Annotated in this window: 16 protein-coding genes; 10 read left to right on the forward strand and 6 right to left on the reverse strand. The window is 62.5% G+C overall.

Going from position 1 to position 16,832, the window contains the following annotated elements:
* Positions 1-91: 91 nt before the first annotated feature.
* The 4 genes from ku (at position 92) to NKJ08_RS01875 (ending at position 3,408) form a co-directional block, all read left to right on the forward strand.
* On the forward strand, positions 92-925 hold the full coding sequence (ku, locus tag NKJ08_RS01860; protein WP_352781097.1) for a non-homologous end joining protein Ku: 834 nt from the start codon (positions 92-94) through the stop codon (positions 923-925).
* 94 nt (positions 926-1,019) lie between these two features.
* Positions 1,020-2,420 carry a sensor histidine kinase gene (locus NKJ08_RS01865; RefSeq protein WP_352781099.1) on the forward strand — a complete coding sequence of 467 codons (1,401 nt, stop codon included), beginning with the start codon at positions 1,020-1,022 and terminating at the stop codon, positions 2,418-2,420.
* Between the two features lie 72 nt (positions 2,421-2,492).
* Positions 2,493-2,864 carry an avidin/streptavidin family protein gene (locus tag NKJ08_RS01870; RefSeq protein ID WP_352781100.1) on the forward strand — a complete coding sequence of 124 codons (372 nt, stop codon included), beginning with the start codon at positions 2,493-2,495 and terminating at the stop codon, positions 2,862-2,864.
* Positions 2,865-2,991: 127 nt separating this feature from the next.
* The gene (locus tag NKJ08_RS01875) at positions 2,992-3,408 is read left to right on the forward strand and encodes an HD domain-containing protein (RefSeq protein ID WP_352525723.1); all 417 of its coding nucleotides are present in this window, start codon (positions 2,992-2,994) and stop codon (positions 3,406-3,408) included.
* A 40-nt stretch (positions 3,409-3,448) separates the two neighbouring features.
* Here NKJ08_RS01875 and NKJ08_RS01880 read toward each other — a convergent pair whose 3' ends face one another.
* On the reverse strand, positions 3,449-3,859 hold the full coding sequence (locus NKJ08_RS01880) for a DUF427 domain-containing protein (RefSeq protein ID WP_352781102.1): 411 nt from the start codon (positions 3,857-3,859) through the stop codon (positions 3,449-3,451).
* A 182-nt stretch (positions 3,860-4,041) separates the two neighbouring features.
* Between NKJ08_RS01880 and NKJ08_RS01885 the strand changes: the two genes are divergently transcribed.
* The 5 genes from NKJ08_RS01885 (at position 4,042) to NKJ08_RS01905 (ending at position 9,959) form a co-directional block, all read left to right on the forward strand.
* Positions 4,042-4,857 carry an endonuclease/exonuclease/phosphatase family protein gene (locus NKJ08_RS01885; RefSeq protein ID WP_502896033.1) on the forward strand — a complete coding sequence of 272 codons (816 nt, stop codon included), beginning with the start codon at positions 4,042-4,044 and terminating at the stop codon, positions 4,855-4,857.
* 64 nt (positions 4,858-4,921) lie between these two features.
* The gene (locus NKJ08_RS01890) at positions 4,922-6,322 is read left to right on the forward strand and encodes a phospholipase D family protein (protein ID WP_352781104.1); all 1,401 of its coding nucleotides are present in this window, start codon (positions 4,922-4,924) and stop codon (positions 6,320-6,322) included.
* A 475-nt stretch (positions 6,323-6,797) separates the two neighbouring features.
* Positions 6,798-7,130, forward strand: coding sequence for a hypothetical protein (locus NKJ08_RS01895; RefSeq protein WP_352525716.1), 333 nt, complete (start codon positions 6,798-6,800; stop codon positions 7,128-7,130).
* A 143-nt stretch (positions 7,131-7,273) separates the two neighbouring features.
* Positions 7,274-8,245 (forward strand): SDR family oxidoreductase, encoded by a 972-nt coding sequence (locus NKJ08_RS01900; protein ID WP_352525715.1) that lies wholly within the window; start codon positions 7,274-7,276, stop codon positions 8,243-8,245.
* Between the two features lie 4 nt (positions 8,246-8,249).
* Entirely contained in the window at positions 8,250-9,959 is a 1,710-nt protein-coding gene (locus NKJ08_RS01905) for an HAD family hydrolase (protein WP_352781106.1), read from the forward strand.
* A gap of 46 nt (positions 9,960-10,005) precedes the next feature.
* Here the strand turns inward: NKJ08_RS01905 and NKJ08_RS01910 are convergent, their stop codons facing one another.
* The 3 genes from NKJ08_RS01910 to NKJ08_RS01920 are packed head-to-tail and all read right to left on the reverse strand — an operon-like array spanning position 10,006 to position 13,927.
* Positions 10,006-12,285: a xanthine dehydrogenase family protein molybdopterin-binding subunit gene (locus NKJ08_RS01910; RefSeq protein ID WP_352781108.1), complete on the reverse strand. Its 2,280-nt coding sequence runs from the start codon at positions 12,283-12,285 to the stop codon at positions 10,006-10,008.
* Positions 12,286-12,288: 3 nt separating this feature from the next.
* Positions 12,289-13,311: an FAD binding domain-containing protein gene (locus tag NKJ08_RS01915; protein ID WP_352781110.1), complete on the reverse strand. Its 1,023-nt coding sequence runs from the start codon at positions 13,309-13,311 to the stop codon at positions 12,289-12,291.
* 1 nt (position 13,312) lies between these two features.
* On the reverse strand, positions 13,313-13,927 hold the full coding sequence (locus NKJ08_RS01920) for a (2Fe-2S)-binding protein (protein WP_352781112.1): 615 nt from the start codon (positions 13,925-13,927) through the stop codon (positions 13,313-13,315).
* Positions 13,928-14,103: 176 nt separating this feature from the next.
* Here NKJ08_RS01920 and NKJ08_RS01925 point away from each other — a divergent pair, with 176 nt between their 5' ends.
* Positions 14,104-14,547: a PPC domain-containing DNA-binding protein gene (locus NKJ08_RS01925; protein ID WP_352781113.1), complete on the forward strand. Its 444-nt coding sequence runs from the start codon at positions 14,104-14,106 to the stop codon at positions 14,545-14,547.
* A gap of 5 nt (positions 14,548-14,552) precedes the next feature.
* Here the strand turns inward: NKJ08_RS01925 and NKJ08_RS01930 are convergent, their stop codons facing one another.
* On the reverse strand, positions 14,553-15,815 hold the full coding sequence (locus tag NKJ08_RS01930) for a DUF763 domain-containing protein (RefSeq protein WP_352781114.1): 1,263 nt from the start codon (positions 15,813-15,815) through the stop codon (positions 14,553-14,555).
* A 97-nt stretch (positions 15,816-15,912) separates the two neighbouring features.
* Complete coding sequence (locus tag NKJ08_RS01935) at positions 15,913-16,617, reverse strand: MgtC/SapB family protein (protein ID WP_352781155.1); 705 nt, start codon at positions 16,615-16,617, stop codon at positions 15,913-15,915.
* Positions 16,618-16,832 lie beyond the last annotated feature (215 nt).

Here is a 16,832-nt window from a genome sequence, read left to right on the forward strand (position 1 = left end):
TCTCGTCCGGGCCGGCATATGGAACAGCCTGCCAAGGCGGAACGATTTCCGCTCGCAGCCGTTCCGTCCGTTCGGCAAATGAGTGATTGACATGGCGACGCCGCGAGCTGCCTGGAAGGGCTTTATGAAAGTCGGATCGGTTTCCTGTGGCGTCAAGATCATCGGCGCCGTCAGCGAGGCCGAGAAAGTGCATTTCAGGATCCTGAACCGCAGGGACGGTCTCCCGGTCAAGAGCGCCTATCTAGACGAGGAGACCGGCGACACGGTCGAGGCGGCCGAGCAGGTAAAGGGCTATGAGGTCGAGAAGGGCGAGTTCATCCGGATAGAACCGGACGAAATCAAAAAGCTGAAGATGGTGTCGCAGCATACGCTTGAGATCGGCGAGTTCGTGCCGGCCGTAGAAATCGACGCACGCTACCTCGAAAAACCCTATTATCTCGTCCCAGCCGACGCGCCCTCCACCGAGGCTTTCGCGGTGATCCGCGACGCCATGGCCAGGAAGAAGGTGGCCGCCCGCTCCTGCGTCGTGCTGTACCAGCGAGGCCGAGAGGTGCTGATCCAGCCGCTGGGCAAGGGCATGCTGATGACGGAACTGCGAAACCACAATGAAATGATCGCGGCGGACGCGGTCTTCGAAGGCCTGAAGCGCCGCAAGGTCGATCCCGAGATGCTGGAGATCGCCCAATTGCTGATCGACAAGAAGCCCGCCAAATTCGACCCGTCGAAGTTCGAAGACACTTATGAAAAGGCGCTGGTTGCGATGATCGATGCCAAGCGCAAGGGCAAGAAACCACCCAAGCCGGCACCTGAGCCGAGAACGAATGTCATCAATCTCGCCGATGTTCTACGCAAAAGCCTGGCGCAAGAGGGCGGCAAGGTTTCGAACAAACCTTCGAAGACGACCGCGAAACGCAAATCGGCCTGAATGCCCGAAAGCCGATCGAACGGAACCGAAACCATTCCCGCGCATTTAGGAGGACGTAGCAATCCGTCGGCAAGCAAGCGGAAACGGGGAACTGGTGAACGTTGTTGAACTAGGGGCCGCCGGAATCCCGCACGTTTCCTCCGCCGACCTGATGCAGGCGTTGCCCGTCGCTGTCTACACCACCGACAAACAAGGCTACATCACCTACTTCAACGAAGCCGCCGCCGATCTCTGGGGACATCGTCCGATGCTCGGACAGGGCCGCTGGTGCGGTTCATGGAAGCTTCGCCATCTCGACGGGCGGCCCATGGCGCATGACGAATGTCCGATGGCCGTTGCCTTGGTCGAGGAGCGGGACGTTCGTGGGGGCCGGGCAATCGCCGAGCGGCCGGACGGCCAGCTCATCCCGTTCAGCGCGCATCCGATCCTGCTTCGCAATGAAACCGGCGAGGTTGTCGGCGCCATCAACACGCTGCTCGATCTGCGCACGCAGACGTTGGCCGACGAGGCCGGCATAAGGCTTGCTGCCATCGTCGAATCCTCGATGGACGCCATCGTGTCGAAAGACCTGAACGGTATCATCACCAGCTGGAACGACGCGGCGCAAAAACTGTTCGGCTATACGCCTGCCGAGGCGATCGGACGGCCGGTGACGATCCTCATCCCGCCCGACCACCTGGATGAGGAAACCCTGATCATCAGCCGCATTCGCGCCGGCGAACGGGTTCCTTCATACGAGACTATCCGGCAGCGCAAGGACCGCACCCTGGTCCCGGTTTCGCTCACCATCTCGCCGATACGCGACGGCATCGGACGAATCGTCGGCGCCTCGAAGATCGCGCGCGACATCAGTTCCCACAAGGAGAGCGAACGGCGCATCCGCACACTCATGCGCGAAGTCAACCACCGGGTCAAAAACCAGTATTCGGTGATCGTCTCGATGATCCGCGAGACCAGCAAACTGGCAAGCACGCCAGCGGCTTTCCTTTCACAGGTCCGGGAACGCATCATGGCCCTTTCGGAATCGCACGATCTCCTGGTCGATGCCGAGTGGCGGGGCGCGACGGTCGGCGAATTGATCCATGCCCAGACCAAGGCCTTCGCAACACAGGCCCGTCTGTCGATGACCGGGCCGACTGTCATGCTGCAGCCGAACGCCGTGCAATATCTCGGCATTGCCTTTCACGAGCTGGCCACCAATTCGGTAAAGCACGGAGCGCTGTCGCGCCATGGCGGACGGGTCGAGATCGAATGGACCGTGACGCCAGCCGCCGATGGCAGCGATGGCTTCCGCCTTGTCTGGCGGGAACTGGACGGACCGTTGGTGGATGAGAAAACGCGACGCGGCTTCGGAACGGTTGTGCTTAAACGCGTTACGCCCCAGGCGCTCAGCGGCACAGGACGCCTCGAGTTCCACAGGCACGGCGTCACCTGGACGCTGGAAGCGCCGCTGCGCTTCGTACAGATGTCGATGGCTGAGATCGCGATTGATTGAAGGCCGCTCGGGCTCGGCAGCCACGACGTGAGCAACCGCAATTCCTTGTGGAAATGATAAGGAGGAGCAGCGATGAGTTGGCTGGGCACCTGGCGGAACCAGTACGGGTCGGTGGTCGAAATAACCGGCGAAGAGGACGGACGGATCAGCGGAACCTTCAGGACGGCGCTGGAGGACAGCGCCTTCTTCGGCATGACGGTGCCCCTGTTCGGAGCCTGCCACGGAGACGTCATCGGATTCACCTGTGCGGCCGAAGGGCGGGTCGGAGCCGCAGCGGTGAGCTATACCGGCATCCTCAGGAATGGGAAGCTGGAGACGCTGTGGTACACTGTTGCGGATGCCGCTTTGTCGGCGGAAAAGGAAGGTGCCCCGGCCCGAGCCAAGAAACTTCCTGCATGGCGCGCCTTTGGAACCAGCCTCGACCGTTTTGAACGCGTCTCCTGACTTGTCGCGCCCGCCGCGCGGCATTCAGCTCGCAAGTGAGGCAGCAGGAGCCGTGGTGCGCCGGAACTCGCGCTGACGATGGCGCATTGGTGAGCCAGGAACGTGCTGTCCGTTACAGGATCGTCCAATGAGCGTGCTTTATCGCGCGGCGAAAATCGCCGAACAGGCCCATGCCGGACAGGCGGACAAGACCGGGCGGCCTTATATCGAACATTGCCGCCGAGTTGTCGATGCCGTCGAAACGCTCGACCAGAAAGCCATCGCCTATCTTCATGACGTTCTCGAGAAAGGCGATGGCTGGAACCGCGACCGGCTGGAGGCGGCCGGGTTTGGACCATCCATCGTGTCGGCCGTCGACGCCCTGACACGCCGGCCGAACGAGGACGATGCCGCTTTCGTTCGCAGGGCTGCGGCCAACCCGCTGGCGTTGCCGGTCAAGCGCGCCGATCTCGCCGACAATCTATGGCAGGCACGGCAGATCGGTGCCTCGACAGCGAAATACGAAGGCGGCTTGCGCATCCTCGACGAGGAATTTGCCCACTGACGAATGACTGTCCGCGCAACCGGTCGATGCGGAATTCAAGCTACTCGGTGACGTGCGGCGTGTGCCGCTTGTCTTCGGCGGGATCGGCTTCGATTCGCGCCTTGTCCGGGTCGAACGCGCCATGGCGGGCGATGGCCAATGCAGGGGTGTCGGGCGTCTCATAGGCCCACATGAAATCTTCCGCCGACGAACCGACCGCGTGAACACGCCAATAGCTCGCCGGGCCCTTCAACTGGTCGTGGCTCGTTGTGTTCGTCTTTTCCAAAAGGTCGAAATAGATATCCTCGAACGGAATATAAAAGACAGGGTCATGGCCGTCTTCATAGAGCACCTTTGCCCGCTCGCTCGACGCAATGATTGCATCGGAGAACCTGACGGTCACGGTTCCATCGAATGGGGCAATCGTAAGCGGGCCGGAGCGGCGGCCGGAATTTGCGGCTAAGGGCTGCATTCGACTTCTCCGTTGACTGCGCTGCCTTCTCCAAAACGTGTTATTGCCCGTCAGAGTTCCAGACGGCGGGTGCGACGAGGCCGGCGACGGAACGGTTTTTCAAGGTCGTCGTTGTTTCAGACCTCCGCACGCGCCATAATCGCCGTGGCCGCCACTCACCGACTCAACAGCAAACGGACCCCATGCTGGATCGATCGCCTACTCTTCCAAGGTCGCTCGGCGCAGCCCTGCGGAGGGAAGTGCCGCGGTTCACCGCGCCCGGCAACGACACCTCTTGCACCACCATTGCATCCTATAATGTGCATAAATGCGTCGGTACCGACGGCCGGTTCGATCCGGAGCGCGTGGCGGCCGTGGTCAAGGAAATCGACGCCGATATCATCGCTTTGCAGGAGGCGGACGAAAGGACCGGAAGCAGGCAGGGATTGCTGGATCTGGCGGCGCTCGAGCGGGACAGCGACCTCGTCCCCACACATGTCCCGGAAAATCGCCGAAGCCATGGCTGGCATGGAAATCTGATCCTGGCACGCCGCGGCGTGGTCGAAAGCGTGAACCAGATCCGATTGCCCGGCCTCGAGCCGCGCGGCGCGGTTATCGCGGATCTGGAGCTGAAAGGGGTCGCGCTCAGGATCGTTGCCGCCCATTTTGGCTTGCTTCGGCGGTCACGCTCGCTGCAAGCCAACGCACTTGTCGAAGCCACCCACCCGGTTCTGCGGCCAACCATCCTGCTCGGCGACCTCAACGAATGGCGCGTCCGCAACAGATCCTCGCTGCTTGCCCTGTTGCCGCATTTCGGTCCGATCGATGCGGTTCTGCCGAGCTTCCCGTCGCGCTTTCCGCTGTTTGCGCTCGACCGCATTCTGGCCAGGCCGCCGCACCTGATTTCCAGCATCGAGGTGCACAAGACGCCGTTGGCGCAGCGCGCCTCCGACCATCTGCCGATCAAGGCCCGCCTGAACCTGGACGCGATAAGGCAGCCGCGACTGCAACCAGAATGAAGCTGGAGGGTTGTTAGTCAAATTTTCAGGTTGTTTGCTTCGCTGATATTTGCCGGTGCACTTCATGGATACAGCCATTTCGCGGTTTGCCCAGGACAAGATCGCGGCCGGCAATAGCGGGCTGCTGCTGATCGCCGACAATTACGATGCGTTTGCCGCGCGAATCCTCACCGCGCGCAGTGCCACAAGCAGTCTCGATTTGATGTACTATCTCTGGCACGACGACCACAGTGGCCGGCTGCTGATGCAGGAGGTCGTCAAGGCGGCGGAGCGCGGCGTCCGCGTCCGCCTGCTTCTGGACGATATCAATCCGCGCAACAGCGATGCCGCTTACCTGGCGCTTAACAGTTACAAAAATATCGAGCTGAAGCTTTTCAACCCCAGCGGCATGAGGAACGGCAGCATCTTTCGGTCGCTGGAGATGGTCGCCCGGCTGTTTGCGATGACCCGCCGCATGCACAACAAGGCCTGGATCGCCGACGACAGCATGGCCATCGTCGGCGGGAGAAACATCGGCGATGCCTATTTCGACGCCGCGGAGACGAATTTCCGCGATCTCGACCTGTTGCTTCTCGGTCCTGCCGTAGGGCAGACGATGCAGATCTTCGAGGCCTTCTGGAATTGCGAGGCGGCAAAGCCGATCCAGCTGCTCAACCCGGCTGCTGCTGGCCCGCGCGCCGATTTCCTCGACAATCTCGATGCGACCGCGGACGGCCAGCTTTTGAACAGCCTCAGTGCCTGGCGCACGATCACGGAGTTCATTGCAGCGCACAGCGACGTCTGCTGGACGAAAGGCGTTCGCGTCATTTCCGATCCACCGGAAAAGGTGCGCGGCAAAAGGCGCAGGAACTGGCTGACCAAAGAGCTGCTTCCCGCTATCGCGGCGACCAGGCAGCGCCTCGAAATTGTCTCGCCCTATTTCATCCCCGGCCGCACCGGGTCGACGATCCTGTCGCAACTGGTGGACCGCGGCGCCGAGGTTGCAGTCCTGACCAACTCGCTCGCTGCGACAGACGTCGCCGCCGTGCACGGCGCCTATGCCAAATATCGCCGCAAGCTGCTCAAAAGCGGCATCCGGCTTTTCGAATTGCAGCCGTTCAACCGCCAGGCCAACATCTCCGTCTTCGGCTCAAAGGGAGCCAGTCTCCACACCAAGGCTTTTACGGTCGACGACACGCTGGGATTTGTCGGTTCCTTCAATTTCGATCCGCGTTCGGTGTCGTTGAATGCGGAAATGGGCGTGCTTTTCCACGACACCGACCTGGTGATGGAATTGCGCCGGCGGTTCGACCGCGAAAAGTCGCCGCAGACGAGCTACCAATTGGTCCTGGACAAAGGCACCTTGCGGTGGCTCGGCATGGCGGATGGCGAGATGCAGCAATATTCGCGTGAACCGGACGCCAGTCTCTATCGGCGCATCGTTGCAGCGCTGGTTGGATGCCTGCCGATCGAATCGCAATTATAGAAGCGACGGATTTGTCGGAACGCAACTCTTGTCGGAACGCAACTCGGGATCGCGAGTTGTAACCGTTGTCCGGAGCATGCCTATGAAGACCGCGATATACAGTTTTCTTGCCGAGCTTTTGCCGTTCTGGATGGCGCACAAACGCAAAATGCGCGCCGACGGCGCTGCTGAGCGGTCGACACGACCGGTTGCTGCGGGTGACGATGTTCAGCCGTCGGGCGAGCCGAATCGAGCAGCACCGGCCCGACGGCGCAACACGTCTTCGAGCGGGATGCGGCCAAATTAAATCCCGCTCCAACTGTCTGATTAGCCTCATTTCTGTGACGCTAAATGATTACATTTGGCTGAAAGAGCTCTAGCTCCTTGGCGATCACGCTATTGTCGAGTATCGCTATTCGAAATCCGACGTTGCCAAGCATCCATTTTGCAGCACGTACGTTAATGGCACTACAGTTTGCCGCTATAGGTGAGCGCCATGAGTGATAGTGCGATAGAATTCTTGCAGGACTGGATTCACGAAAACCTTCATGTGCCGCCGCCTCCGATCAGGCTTGAAAAGGAGGCGGAAATCCTCGCCAAGGAGTGCAAGGAAGAGGCGGCCGACGCCGGCGTACCCATCGAAGATATCGAGGAAGAGGTTGGCGACCTCAAGGATCTTCTCGTCGCCAAGCTCGAAGAGGCAGCCGAGGACGAGGCCAGGCAACTCAATGGCAAGCGCCGCGACATGAATAGCGCGGCTGAACCCAGCGGTCGGGCGACCCTGCAGAACATCTTTGATTCAGGGCGGTCCGAACAAATGCGCCGCTGAGGACGCCGCAATCTCCTAAGCGTTTTCAGCGGCTTGCCGTGGGTCAGACTTCGCACGGTCCGCTCCGGACTGAAGGAATGACGCCATCGCGTAAACCTTTTCGCGGGACGTGCGTTGTTGGGTTTCAAGCCAGGGAGATAACCATGCAGATGAAATCGGAAATCGCTGGCGAGGCCGCCAAGCAACGCCACATCCAGCGCCGGATCGACGAGAAGGACAAGTCCAAATCCAAGGGCAAGCAAAAAGGCGCCATGCAGGCCGGCGCCCGCAAATATCCCGAGCCGCCCTTTCCCGAGCAGCATCAGCCGAAGCCGGGGCATGAATGGGCGATCGAGCCGGCGCCGCTTTACGATGCGCCATTCTATATCGGATCGAAAAAGCTCGACGGTAAAGTGGCCGTCATTACCGGCGGCGATTCCGGCATCGGCCGCGCGGTGGCCGTGCTCTATGCGCGTGAAGGCGCAGACGTGGCGATCGTCTATTTGTCCGAGGACAAGGACGCCAAAGAGACCAAGAGGGCCGTCGAAGCCGAAGGCCGGCGCTGCATCCTGATCAAGGCCGACGTCAGCGAACGCGACCACTGCCACAACGCGGTGGCTGAGATCGTGCAGGAGTTTGGGCGGATCGACGTGCTGGTCAACAACGCCGCTTTCCAAATCCATTCCAGCGACTTCAGCGAGCTGACCGAAGAGCATTTCGATACGACGCTGAAGACCAACCTCTACGGCTATTTCCACATGGCACAGGAGGCCGTGCCGCATATGAAACCCGGCTCGGCGATCATCAATAGCGGCTCCGTGACCGGCATCGAGGGTTCGAAGCAACTGGTCGACTACTCGATGACCAAGGGCGGCATCCATGCCTTCACCCGGGCGCTCTCGGGCAACCTCATCGAGAAGGGCATAAGGGTCAACGCCGTGGCGCCGGGTCCGGTATGGACGCCGCTCAATCCGTCGGACAAGGAAGCCGGCGACGTTTCGCGGTTTGGCGCGGACACGCCGATGAAACGGCCGGCACAACCGGAAGAGATCGCGCCAGCCTATGTGTTCCTCGCCTCGCCGCACTGCTCGAGCTACATTACCGGCGAGATATTGCCGATCGTGGGCGGTTACTGACGACATGTATTTCATCGCCCTGGCGACGGACTATGACGGCACGCTGGCGCATGAGGGGATCGTCGCCGAAAAGACGCTTGCGGCGCTCGAGCGTTTCAAGAAGAGCGGACGCAAGCTCATTCTCGTCACCGGGCGCGAGCTGCCCGACCTCAAGCGCGTCTTTCCCGAAGTCGCGATCTTCGACAAGGTCGTCGCGGAAAACGGCGCACTGGTCTACACGCCGGCCAGCGAGGAGGAGCGGGCGATATCTCCGCCGCCCGCCCCCGAGTTCGTCGCCAAACTCAGGAAACGCGGTGTCAAACCGCTTTCGGTCGGACGCTCGATCGTCGCGACGTGGGAACCGCATCAGGTTACCGTGCTCGAGGTCATCAAGAAATTGGGGCTGGAGCTGGAAATCATCTTCAACAAGGGCGCGGTGATGATCCTGCCCAGCGGCATCAACAAGGCGACCGGGCTGACAGCCGCGCTTCAGGACCTTAGACTGTCGCCGCACAACGTCGTCGGTGTCGGCGACGCCGAAAACGACCACGCCTTCCTGCGGGCCTGCGGCTTCAGCGTCGCGGTCGACAATGCACTGGCGGCGGTCAAGGACACCGCCGATCTTGTGACACGCGGCGCGCGCGGAAAAGGCGTCGAGGAACTGATCGCCAAGGTGGTCGAGCGCGATCGTGAGCTTGTTCCGAGCCGCGACGGTATTCTGCTTGGCTCGGACACCGGCAAGGAGGTGTACCTGTCGCCAACCGATACGGTGCTGATCGCAGGCAGTTCGGGCATTGGCAAATCGACCTTGGCGACCGCACTGACGGAGCGCTTCGTCGAGAGAAAGTTTCAGTTCTGCATTTTCGATCCGGAAGGCGACTACGACGGCCTCGAAGGCGCCGTTCGGCTGGGCGACGGCTCGAATGCACCGACCAAGACGCAGCTGCTCGATCTTCTGGAGAAGCCGGACAACAACCTGGTCGTCAACGGCCTGGCGCTGCGCGTCAACGAGCGGCCGGACTTCTTTGCCGACCTGCTGCCGGGCCTTGGCAGTCTTCGTTTCCGCACGGCAAGACCGCACTGGCTGATCATCGACGAGGCGCATCACCTGTTGCCGAAGCGGCGCGACGACACGCCAATGGTGCTGGCGATGGAATTGCCCGGCACGATCCTGATCACGGTTCATCCGGACGCGATCTCAACCGACGCATTGCGGCTGGTCACCGCCGTCATCGCACTCGGCCCCAAGGCGAAGAAAGTCATCAAGACGTTCTGTCGCGAGACCGGCACCGAACCGCCAAAGAATCTACCTTCGCCAAAAGACGAGCGCGTGCTGTTCTGGCGGCCGCAGGCGCACAAGAAACCTGCCATGGTCGAGGCGATCGAGCCGCGGCAGTCGCTCAAGCGCCACAGCCGCAAATATGCCGAGGGCCAGCTCGACGAGAAGGGCAGCTTCTATTTCCGCGGCCCCGACAACGCGATGAACCTCCGCGCCCACAATCTGATGATTTTCGCCCAGATCGCCGAGGGCATCGACGACAAGACCTGGGAACACCATTTGCGCGCCGGCGACTATTCCGAATGGTTTCGCCACCAGATCAGGGACAAGGAACTGGCGCGCGAAACCGCCGAGGCGGAGAAAGACAAGGCGCTTTCGGCGCAGGAGAGCCGCAACCACGTCTTGGACGCGGTGCGCCGCCGCTATACCGCTCCCGCCACCGCGCCGAAGGAATAAATGCAAACTGCGCCCAACCGGTCCCAAGCCGGCTGAGTTGGAGAGATCAGACGATCAGATGATCGATCCTGACCGGCAGGTCGCGCATGCGCTTGCCGGTGGCGTGATAGACCGCGCTCGCGACCGCGGCTGCTGTCCCAACATTGCCGAGTTCGCCCAGTCCTTTGACGCCAGCCGGGTTCACCTCGTGATCGATCTCCGGCACGAGGATCACCTCGAGTTGCTTCACATCGGCGTTGACCGGCACCAGATAGTCCTGCAGGTCGCGATTGACGTAGCGCGCGTAACGCTTGTCGATTTCCGTCGCTTCGTGCAAGGCCTGGCCGATGCCCCAGATCATGCCGCCCATCAGCTGGCTGCGCGCGGTGCGCGTGTTCATGATGCGCCCGGCGGCAAAGGCGCCGACGATGCGTGGCACGCGGATCTCGCACGTATGGCTGTTGATGCGCACTTCGACGAATTCCGCGCCAAAGGCGTATTTCACCGAATCTTTGTCCTGGTCGCCGCCATGGAATTCCGACTGCCCGGCATAGAGCTTCTTCAGGGCCTCAGGTGACGACCCCTTTGGCGCGAACTCGGCATATTCCTCGATCGCGCCGATCTGCATCGTCTTGAAGACGTCCGACAGCTTGGCCGACTTGCCGTTGTCCGCGACGATTTTCTCTTTCTCCATTTCGAGCTTGGCGTTGCCTGACCCGGCCAGCGGCCCGTCCTCGGCGACGGCCGCGGCGAAGAGCTTTGCGCGGACGGCATCGCAGGCTTTCAGCACCGCCGAGCAGACGCTTGCCGTCGAAATCGACCCGCCGGACACCGGCGCCGGCGGCAGGGCGCTGTCGCCCATTTCGACGCTGACCTTGTCAATTTCTATCCCGAGCCGTTCGGCTGCCATCTGGCCCGCCACGGTGCGCACGCCGGTGCCGATCTCATGCGAGCCGCATTGGACGCGAACCTCGCCGTCGGTGGTCAGGCGGACACGGGCGGCGCATGGCGCCGCCGCCGTCGGATAGATGGCCGTGGCGCAGCCCATGCCGACCAGCCAGTCGCCGTCACGCATCGAGCCGACCGCGGCCTCGCGCTTCGTCCAGCCGAAGGCCTTGGCGGCCTGGTCGTAGCATTTCAGCAGCGAGCGGCTGGAGAACGGCCTGCCGCCGATCGGCTCCTTTTGCGGCTCGTTGATGCGGCGGAACTCGATCGGGTCCATGCCGAGCGCCACCGCCATCTCGTCCATGGCATTTTCCAGCGCATAGACATAGGGCGTCTCGGGCGGCGAACGCATGTAGCCGGGCGTGTTGCGGTCGGCATGGACCAGCGAGACGTGCGTCAGCACCGAGCCGTAATTGTACATGCGGCCGGTGGCGGAGGTGCCGCCGACGACATAGGGATCGGGCCGCGAGGTCACTTCCCAGCCTTCGTGCGCGAAGGCGGTGATGCGGCCGTCCTTGTTGGCGCCGATGCGAATGCGATGCCGAGTCTCCGCCCTGTAGGTCTGCGTGCCGTACGCCTGCATGCGGCTGACGACGCAGCGCACCGGCCGGCCGATCCGGCGGGCTGCCTCCGCCACTATCGCCGTGCGGGCCGTCATCGGCCCCTTGGAGCCGAAGGCGCCGCCGACATAGGGACTGACGATCCGCACATTGGCCGGGTCGATCTTCAACTGCCGGGCGAGCTCGGCCTTCCAGCCGGTGACGTTCTGGCTCGGCTCGTAGACCGTGAGTTGGTCGCCCTGCCAGACCGCCGTCGTCGAGAACAGCTCGATCGGATTGTGGTGCTGGGTCGGCGTCGAATATTTCTCGTCAATCCTCACGGCGGCTGCGGCATAGGCGGCGTCGAAGTCGCCGGCTTTGACGTCCTCCTTGAACAGCGGGCTCTTGCCGGCAGCCGGCTCCATTTCCGTTCCATTGGAATCGAAGCCGGCGCTGGGCGTCTCTTCGGCATAATCGGCGCCGATCAGGGCTGCTGCTTCCTCGGCTGCCTCGAATGTTTCGGCTACCACCAGCGCGATGATCTGGCCGTCGTGGAAAATGGTCTTGTCATGCAGCGGAGCGATCGAACTTGCGCCGGTGTTGCCGAATTTCGGCCTGTCGATGCCATCCATGTCGCCGACGCTGACGATATCGAAAACGCCGGGCACCTTACGCGCCCTTTCGAGCCGGACGGCGGTGATGCTGCCCTTGGCGATGTTGCTGGTGGCGAGCGCGCCATAGGCGATATTTGCGGTTGGGAGGTCGGCCGAATAGCCGGCCTGTCCGGTGACCTTCAGGCGGGCATCGATCCGGGGAACGGGATTTCCCATGTTCTCTTTCGGCGCGGGAGCAGCTTGGTTCATCGGTCAGACCTTCATATCGCGCGTTTCGAGCAGTGCCCGCACAAGCGTGCGCTTGCCGAGCGGTATCTTGAACGCATTGTGTTCGCGCGGTTTCGCCTCGGCGAACGCGGCTTCGGCGGCAGCTTCGGCCGCATCGTCGTCGAGTACCTTGCCGCTCAGCGCTGCTTCGGCCGCCCTGGCGCGCCATGGCACGGTCGCCACGCCGCCAAGCGCGATGCGCGCCTGGCTGACCGTGTCGCCGTCCATGTCCAGGGCCACGGCGGCCGAGGCCAGCGCGAACGCATAGGATTCGCGATCACGGATTTTCAGGTAGCGCGAGCGGCGGCTCCAGGCGCCGAGGGGCACCTCGATGGCCGTGATCACCTCGTCGGGGGCGAGATCGGTCTCGACATTGGGCGTATCTCCCGGCAGGCGATGCAACTTCGAAAATGCTATCTTGCGCATACCGCGCCTTGCCTCGACCTCGACCGTCGCGCCGAGCGCGATCAGCGCCTGAGCGAAGTCGCCGTGATAGGTGGCTATGCAGGCGTCGCTGGTGCCGAGGACCGCATGTTGCCGGTTGAAGCCTTCCATGGCCGCGCAGCCGGAGCCCGGCTCGCGCTTGTTGCACGGCCAGGAGGTCTCGCGAAAATACTCGCACCGCGTCCGTTGCAGCACATTGCCGGCCAGGCTCGCCATGTTGCGGATCTGACCGCTAGCGGCGAATTTCAGGCTTTCGGCAAGGACCGGGCAACGGCGCTTGATCTCGCCTGTGTCTGCTGCCTCGCCCATGCGGACCAGCGCGCCGAAACGGATACTGTCCTCGCCGACCTCGATCTGCCGCAGGGCTCGATCACCGAGACCGTTGAGATCGACCAGCCGCTCGGGCTGTGCCACGCCAAGCTTCATGTAGTCGGCCAGATTGGTGCCGCCGGCGATGAATTGCGCATCGGCCTCGGTCGGCGGAACACTCTCGGCGGCAAAACGGGAAGCAATGGCGGCCGCCGCGGACACGCTGGCCGGTCTCTCGTAAACGAAGGGGCGCATCTCAGGCTTTCCTTGTTTCGTCCCGGGCCTGCACGACGGCCGCGACAATGTTGGGGTAGGCAGCACAGCGGCACAGATTGCCGCTCATATATTCGCGGATGTCGTCTTCGGAGCCGGCATGGCCTTCGTTGATGCAACCAATGGCGGACATGATCTGGCCGGGCGTGCAGTACCCGCATTGGAAGGCATCATTGTCGATGAAGGCCTGTTGCATCGGATGCAAATTGCCATCGGCGGAAGCGAGCCCTTCGACCGTGGTGATCTCGTGGCCCTGGTTCATGACGGCGAAGCTCAGGCACGACAGCACCCGCTTGCCGTCGACAAGAACGGTGCAGGCCCCGCACTGGCCGTGATCGCAGCCTTTCTTGGTGCCGGTCAGGCCGACATGGTCGCGCAGTGTGTCGAGGAGGCTGGTGCGATTGTCGAGGGCGAGATTGTAAGGCTGCTTGTTGATGCGCAGTGAGATCGCCGACAGATCGCGCGGCTCGGCCGAAGCGGCAGCTTGCGGCGCGGCGGCTTTTGCCGACGTGGCCATAAGCGGCCCTGCCGCAGCCGCCGAAACGGATCCGGTCATGAAACTGCGTCGGCTCAGGCTGGCAAGGGTGGTTTCGGACATGGCTGGCTCCCGACTGGCTGGGTCTCAAGCCGGCCGAACCAGTCATGGATAGCAAGGTTCCCCTGCCTCACGCGTCTGTGATCCTATGTTCATCCGAACCGTGCCGGGGAACTCTCGAGCCGGCTTGCCGTTCAAGCTGGTCGGGCAGAAACCGACTTGGCGTCTGGAGCGAAATCATGAAATCACAGCTTGTTGCCGAAAGCGCCGGCCAAAGAACGTTCGTCGTTGTGCTTGACCCCGGCGAAGAGGCGTTCGCGCAGCTGACGTCCTTTGCGGTCGACAACGGTATTGGCAGCGCATCGCTGACCGCGCTTGGCGCTTTCGAAAGGGCAACCGTCGGCTGGTTCGACCCCGGGGAAAAGACCTACCGGAAAATCCCCGTCCGGGAACAGTGCGAAGTGCTGAGCGCGATCGGCGATGTTGCCATCGGCGATGACGGCAGGCCCAGCCTGCACGTCCACGCCGTGCTTGGACTGAGCGACGGCAGCACAAGGGGCGGCCATCTGCTGGACGCCATCGTTCGCCCGACGCTCGAGGTCACATTGGTAGAAACACCTGGCCATCTGCGCCGCAGGCACCGTCCCGAACTCGGGGTCGCCTTGATTGATTTGGAGGCGTGAGCCGATCACTTCCTCGATTTAACTGCGGCGGTCTCGGGTGCGCCTTCCCAGCCAAAGACGCTGCGGCCGCCGAGCAGATGCGATTGGTCGAACTCCCCGGCGACGATTTCCTTCAGGCTCGGCCCGGTGGCATAGCGCTCGACCTGCCGCGACTGGTCGTCCAGCCGCCGCAAGGCGCCGATCTCTTCGTCACGGCCGAGCCTGGCCTTGTGGACAGCCGACTTCAGCACGCCGATCGTCTCGTCATAGACCTTCAGCGGCACAGGGAACGGGTGCCTGTCCTTGCCGCCATGCGCAAGCGAGAAGCGTCCTGGATCGGAAAAGCGGCACGGCGCGCCATGCACGACTTCGGCGACCAACGCCAGCGCCCGCACCGTGCGCGCGCCGACATTGGGCACCAGGAGAAGCTCGGCGAAATCCGTCGGACCGCGCTCGGCCGCAGCCGCGATATTGCCGTGCAGGCGGCGCATGACGACATCGCTTTCGCGCACATCGTGATGCGCCGGCATGACCAGATGCGGCAACAGCGGTTGCGCCGGCTCCGGCGCCGGAGCCGAACCTCGTTCCAAAGCGGCGAGCTCCCTTACGATGCGATCCGGTCCAAGGTCGTGCAGAAGGTCCAGTTGTCCCTTGCGCGACGCACCGGCGCGGCGGTCGGTCAGGTTGACGATCTCGCCCTGGTTGGCACCTTCGATGGCGGCATGCGGCTGGTCGACAAAGCTCTTCAGGCCTTCGGACAGCCAGTGATAGCGGCGCGCCACCTTGCTGTCGCCGTTCATGCCTTGCTGCACCACCACCCAGTTGCCGTCATCGGTGACGATGAAGCCGTGCAGATAGAGATCGAAACCGTCCTGGACCGCGGCGCTGTCCACCTTGGCGACAAGCCGGCTGGCAGTCGCCAGGCCTTCTCCGTCGAGGCTGACACGCTCGCCGATCAAGGCAAGCTCGTGCGGGGTTTTGCGCGAATGCGCGCCGCGACCGCCGCAAACGTGAATGCCGAGCTCGCCGGAAAGCGGCGACAGGCCGCGCTTCAAGGCACCGACGACGCTGGTGGTGATGCCGGAGGAATGCCAGTCCATCCCCATCACGGCGCCAAAGGACTGAAACCAGAACGGATGCGCCAGCCGGCGCAGCAATTCATCGCGGCCGTAGTGGTGGATGATCGCCTCGCACATGACCGCGCCAAGACGCGTCATGCGGTCGCCGAGCCATTTCGGCACGCGCCCGCCGTGAAGTGGAAGATCAGCACTTCCCGATCGTTGTGCCACGTTCTTTTGCTTGCTCCTGAGTCATGCTCGACAGATAGGTAGCGGAAGCGGAGTAGAGAAGCGATGACCTGCTTCAGGCCACGATCGTTGCACACCGCTACCGGGCAGGTTCGCTGAGGAGATCAAACCTTTGGATCTCGCAATGCTCGCCCACCGATGCCAGCAGATCCATTGGCGGTGCCCCAGTGTCCGGCCGTCTCCAACTGATCTCGAACGAGAATACAGGGTCTTTGAGATCTGGGCGCCTCTCTATTGCGACGAGGCGTGCCCGGTAGCCAAGCGGCCCAATGATCGTATCGAGTTCCTGTCGAGCTGCGGCCTTCCAGGTCAACGCCAACTGAGCATGGTGTTCGCGCGACATTCGAAGGTCGACCCATTTCAGGACGAGCAAGGTGGCCAGCGTCAGCGCCGTGCCGGCCGCGCCCAAGCCGTATTGGCCACCACCGAAAGCCAATCCGATCGCCGTCATCACCCACAATGTTGCCGCCGTGGTGACACCGCTGACAAGACTGCCGCGGCGAAGAATGGCGCCGCCGCCGATAAAGCCGACACCGGTCAACACGCCCAGCGGAAAGCGCAAGACGTCCATCGATGCAAACGAATCGGGATGCTTGCCAACGGTCTCCAGCAGAATGCTGGCCTGGATCATTGCGATGGCGGCGGCCAGCCCGACCAGCACCGTTGTGCGTAACCCCGCCGCGTGCCCGCGTGCCTCCCGGTTGAGCCCTATCAACAGGCCGGCGAGCGCGGTCAGAAGCAACCGTGCCGCGATGTCTTGCCAAACCGGAACAACGAGCAGCATCGCCGTCACCCGCCAGGCGAAGCCGCTGTTGGCCCTGGTCTGTTCGACATTGTTGTCGCAGCCGGCCGGATCAGGGCCGAGGTCAAAGCGAGTAAGGGCAAGAGCGTCTTCATCGCAAATTCCTTTCGTCGCGATAGGCAACAAACGATGCGCTTAGATTTTGGTTGCGCAGCCGGCGATTCATCTCGGCGACGAGGCAGCGGCGGAACAAAACC

Origin of the sequence: Mesorhizobium sp. M0244, from assembly GCF_040321795.1 — a bacterium.
In the GTDB taxonomy this organism is placed as follows: domain Bacteria; phylum Pseudomonadota; class Alphaproteobacteria; order Rhizobiales; family Rhizobiaceae; genus Mesorhizobium.